The organism is Candidatus Collinsella stercoripullorum (assembly GCF_027669965.1).
In the GTDB taxonomy this organism is placed as follows: domain Bacteria; phylum Actinomycetota; class Coriobacteriia; order Coriobacteriales; family Coriobacteriaceae; genus Collinsella; species Collinsella stercoripullorum.
The window spans coordinates 1-4,908 of record NZ_JAQECM010000025.1 but is presented as its reverse complement, the minus strand read 5'-3'; the positions used below and the strand labels follow the sequence as shown (position 1 = coordinate 4,908).

3 protein-coding genes and 1 pseudogene are annotated in these 4,908 nt (G+C 76.5%); 1 reads left to right on the top strand and 3 read right to left on the bottom strand.

The window, feature by feature from the left end:
- A pseudogene (locus PHA29_RS06360) lies at positions 1-1,188 on the top strand (hypothetical protein); the annotation flags it as partial.
- Between the two features lie 67 nt (positions 1,189-1,255).
- Here the strand turns inward: PHA29_RS06360 and PHA29_RS06355 are convergent.
- The 3 genes from PHA29_RS06355 to PHA29_RS06345 form a co-directional block, all read right to left on the bottom strand.
- Entirely contained in the window at positions 1,256-1,972 is a 717-nt protein-coding gene (locus tag PHA29_RS06355; RefSeq protein WP_270848715.1) for an RluA family pseudouridine synthase, read from the bottom strand.
- 1 nt (position 1,973) lies between these two features.
- Positions 1,974-4,481, bottom strand: a complete 2,508-nt coding sequence (locus PHA29_RS06350; protein ID WP_270848713.1) for a U32 family peptidase — start codon at positions 4,479-4,481, stop codon at positions 1,974-1,976.
- Positions 4,482-4,643: 162 nt separating this feature from the next.
- Positions 4,644-4,908: hypothetical protein (locus tag PHA29_RS06345; RefSeq protein WP_270848711.1), on the bottom strand; the 265-nt coding region annotated here is incomplete at its 5' end.

Here is a 4,908-nt window from a genome sequence, read left to right as displayed (position 1 = left end):
CCGCCCGGCCCCCCCCCCGCCGACGAGCGCTCGGACGTCTACTCACTCGGACGGGTCCTCGCCTACCTGCTGGTCGGGGTGCGTCCGGACGACGGGTCCTTCGAGGGCCTGCTCGCCGACGCGCAGACGGTCGACCCCGCCCTGCGCCGCGTGGTCGAGCGCGCGTGCGCGTTCGAGCCGAGCGCGCGCTACCGGACCGCCGACGCGTTCGCCGAGGCGGTGCGCGCGGCATCGGCTGGACCGACCGCGACGGACGGCGCATGCGCCTTCCCGGAGCCGTCGGGAGGCGTCACGGGCGACGCGCCGGCCGGCGGCGCCCGGGACGGGGCGGTGCCCGAACCCGGGGCCCGGCCCGATGCGCGCCGGTCCGTATCGGGCCTCCTGCCCGTCGCGACGCTCGCCGCCGTTCTGGGCGTCGCCGCCGCGGGGCTCGCCTTCGCGCTCCTGGGGCCCGCGTCCGACGCCCTGCGGGGGCAGGGCGGGGACCCGTCGTCCCCGGCCTCCTCGGAGGCGGAGGCGCCCGCGGGGACGGGGTCGACCGCAGGGGAGGGAGCGCTCCCCGACGGGTCGTCTGCCGACGCGTCGCCCGCCTCCCCCGCGGAGGCTCCCGTCCTGCGCGTGGCTGAGTCCGGTTGGACGGCGGATTCCGGGGGCTACATCCACTACGGCATCAGCCTCGCGAACGACGGGGGGCGGACGCGCATCGACTTCCCGGAGTTCCGGATCACGGGGCGCGACGGGGAGGGGTCGGTCGTCTTCACCTCCACGATGGCGCTGGTCTCCATCATGCCGGGGGAGACCCTGTCCTACGGCGGGATCGCCGGGGACGGCTCCGCGGTGAGCACGGTCGAGTTCGAGGCCGTCGAGCCCGCCGGCTACCAGCTGTCGGGCGCGCAGGGCTCGGCGGCGCGGTTCGAGGCGACGGACGTGCGGGCGGTGGACGACGGGTACGGGAGCCTCAAGGCGGTCGGGGAGCTGAGGCTGGCCGACGCCGGGAGCGGTCCGACCCCTTGGGAGTACTCGATGGTGCTGGTCAGCGTGATCCTGCGCGACGAGCAGGGGGCGATCGTGTACGGGGACTCGGGGTTCACGGACCTCCCGGCGGAGGGCGGGACCGTCCCCTTCGAGGTGCCGCTGTTCGATGCGCCGCCGTACGCGAGCATCGAGGTGAGCGCCCAGCCCTGGTGATGCGCCCGCCGCGGCGGGCGACGGGCTGCGGGGCTGCGCCGCGGCGCGGCGGCGGGGCGGCGCCCGGCTACCGCGCGCGCAGGGTCCGGGGGAACAGGGCCCGCATGCGCTCGGGCGCGGGGGAGGCGATGTCGATCGCGGCCCCGTCGACGGGGTCGGCGAAGGAGAGGCGCGCCGCATGCAGCATGAGGCCGGCGCCGTCCGCCCTCCCGTAGAGCGCGTCCCCGGCGATCGGCAGGCCGGCCCGGGCGAGGTGCACGCGGATCTGGTGCTTGCGGCCCGTCTCGATGCGGACCTCGAGCAGGGCGAGCGGGCCCTGGGGGCTGCGCCGCGCGTCGAGCACGCGGACATGGGTGACGGCGGGCTTGCCGGCGCGCCCCGTCCTCATGCGCCGCGCGTCGTGGCGGTCGCGGCAGATGGGCCAGGTGAGGGTGCGCTCGTCCCAGGCGGGGACGCCGCAGGCGATGGCGAGGTAGGTCTTCTCCATGCGGTGCTCGGCGATGAGCCGGTCGTAGGCGGGCTGGGTCGCCTTGGTGGCGGAGAACAGCACGATGCCCGAGGTGTCGCGGTCGAGCCGCTGCAGGGGCTGCAGCTCCCCGGCGCGCGCGGACCCGTCGCCTCCCCGTTCGGCGATCCGGGCGCGGAGCAGGTCGGTGAGGTTGCGGGTTCCCGTGCCGTCGCCGTGGACGATGATGCCGGCGGGCTTGTCCACGGCGACGAGGCGGTCGGTCTCCAGCAGGATCCGGGGCGCGTCGGCGGCCCCGCCGCCAGCGGGGGCGCCCATGTCAGTCCACCCCGACGAACAGGCAGCCCGCCTGCGCGCCGGCGAGCCGCGCCGGCGGCCTGCGCCCGGCCAGGGCCGCGTCGAGGGCGCGGCGCATGCGGGCGACGAGCCCGGCGACCTCGTCGGCGGGAAGCAGGGTCCCGTCGACGGCGAAGCGGGTGACGCCCGCGGCGAGCAGGCGGCCCGCCTGGGGGGCGAGGTCGAGCGGGCGGTCGGCGTAGAGGCGCGAGCGGCCGTGGACGTCGGTGCGGACGGGGAGGACGCGCCCGTCGATGTTGCGCAGGGAGAGGGAGCGCTCCCGCAGGCGGCAGCGCGGGCAGTCGTGGATGCAGGCGCCGGCCACCTGGAGGATGCAGTGCTCGCTCGTCATCACGCGGGGCCGCCCGGACACGACCATGCCCAGCGGCGTCGCCGCGTGCGGCGCGATGCGCTCGACCTCGTCGAGCGTGAGCTCGGGGGAGAGCCAGAACCCGTGCGCGCCGTGCCGCTCGAGGGCGCGGATGCAGGCGACGTTGTGCACGGGGAGGCAGCTGCGGACCTCCGCCCGGGCCCCGAGCCCGGCGGCGAGCGCGAGCTCGGAGACGGTCCCCACGGCCACGGGGGCGCCCGCGCGCACCCAGGGGTCCAGGCGTGCGAGGTCCGCCTCGCGGCTCACCTCGTCGAGGACGGGGACGATGCCCGCCCCGGCCGCGTCATCCGGGCCCATGCCCGCGGCGGCGAGCGCGTCGACCGCCATGTAGATGCGCGTCGCGCCCGCCCCGCGCGCCGCATCCGCCGCCTGCGGGTCGGCGACGACGGCGCAGAGCTTGGGCGCCTCCGCTTCGCGCGCGGGGCGGGGGTCCGTGTCCGCGGTCAGGGCGGTGCCCTCGAACGCCGGCAGGGCGGCGAGGCGCTCCGAGCGGGCGCGGTAGCCGCGAAGCAGGGCGTCCTCGAGCGCGGCGCACGCCTCGGCGCGCACCCGGTGGACGGCCGAGAAGCCCATGCCGCAGCCCTCGTCCAGCTCGACCTCGAAGGACGCGGCCGTGAACGGGGATCCCCCCATGCGGCCGACGTGCTCGACGAGGTCGTCGCGCGTGACGGGGCGCGTGCGCGCGGGCTCCACCGCGAAGCCCTCCGCGCGCGCGGTCAGCGCGGGGTCGTCGGCGCAGGAGAGCTCGACCGCGAACGGCTCCCCGATGCGCGCCCGCACGCGCACGTCGACCGCGCGCCGCCGCGGGACCTCGCGGTGCAGGGCCGCCTCCGCCTCGTCGAGCGCCGCCTGGCTGCGGATGAGGCGGACGGTCGCGCCGGCGGGCATGGCGCGGGCGGCCCGGCACTCGATGACGGAGCCGGCGCGCGCGTCGGCGGGGGCGATGACGGTGAGGAAGCGGTCGGGCTCGCCGGCATGGCGCAGCTCGAGCAGGTCGCCGGCACCCACCGGCTCGTCGAGCCCGATGCGGACGACCGCGGCGCGCACGCGGCGGTCGTCGGGGTGCAGCCCGCGCGTGTCGCGGCGGGCCGGGCGGCTGCCGAGCACCTCGCCCACGACCTGGCCCCGGTTGTTGGAGCGCTCGTAGCTCATCATCTCGTCGCCCGAGGTCCCGTGCTGGTAGGCGCTCGTGAAGTCGCGGTTGAAGCAGCGCTTGAGGCGGCGCGCGCGGTCGGCGAGCTCGTCGTCGCCCGCGCGCCGGCCGGACAGCGCGTCGTCGAGCGCCTCGCGGTAGGCGCGCGTCACGGAGTGCACGTAATCGGGCGCCTTCATGCGCCCCTCGAGCTTGAGCGCCCCGGCCCCGGCCTCGAGGAGCGCGGGCAGCATGTCGGCGGTGCAGTTGTCGCGCGGGCAGAGCGCGCGGTCGCGGCCCGCGAGCGGGATGGGGGAGCCGTCGGCGTCGAGCAGCTCGTAGGGCAGGCGGCAGGGCTGGGCGCACATGCCGCGGTTGGCCGAGCGGCCGGAGCAGGCGAAGCTCGACAGCAGGCACAGCCCCGAATAGGAGAAGCAGATGGAGCCGTGGGCGAAGACCTCGAGGTCTATGCCCGCCTGCGCGATGCGGGCGATCTCGGGGACGGAGAGCTCGCGGGAGAGGGTCACGCGGTCGGCGCCGGCTTCACGGCACCACCGGGCGCCGCGCAGGTCGTGGACGTTCGCCTGCGTGGACACGTGGAGCTCGAGCTCGGGCATGAGGCGGCGCGCCTCGAAGAACAGACCCCAGTCCTGGATGATGAAGGCGTCGGCGCCGAGCCGCGCGCACCGGCGCATCAGCTCGAGGGCGTCGGCCATCTCGGTGTCCTTGATGACGACGTTCACCGTCACGTAGACGCGCGCCCCGGCGAGATGGGCGGCGCGGCATGCGTCGGAGAAGGTCCCGTCGGTGAAGTTCTCCGCCTTGCGGCGGGCGTTGAAGGAGCCCATGCCGCAGTAGATCGCGTCCGCCCCCGCGGCGAGTGCCGCGGCGAAGGGCTCGGGGCCGCCGGCGGGGGCGAGCAGCTCGGGGCGCCGCGGTGCGGCAAGGCGTTCCACATCGTCGTTCATATCGTTCTTTCTGCAGGTATCGAGCGGTTTCGAACCTGAGTATACCGCCCGGGCGCGCGCTGCAGAACTTCTCCGTATGCGCGCCCGGGCACGGGCGCCGCCGCCTCCGCGCGCCGAAGCCCCGCCGCATCGGCACCGCAGGGGAGGGCGGGCGCCGATGCGCTACCTGAAGACGGCGAGCAGGCGGTCGAGGAAGGACTCCTGGGCGGGCTGCCGCTCGGGCGCCGCGGGCGCCTCGGGCTCGCTCACGCCGTCGACCACGTAGGTGAACTGGACGCGCCCGACCTCTGTGTTGGCGGGGTCGACGAAGGAGTGCGGCGTGAAGCCCGCGCCGAGCTTCTCGTCGATCTGGCGCTGCAGCTGCTCGAGCACCTTCCCGTCGAGGCCCGCGCAGGCGTCGGCGAGCCGCGCCGCGCCCTCCGAGAGG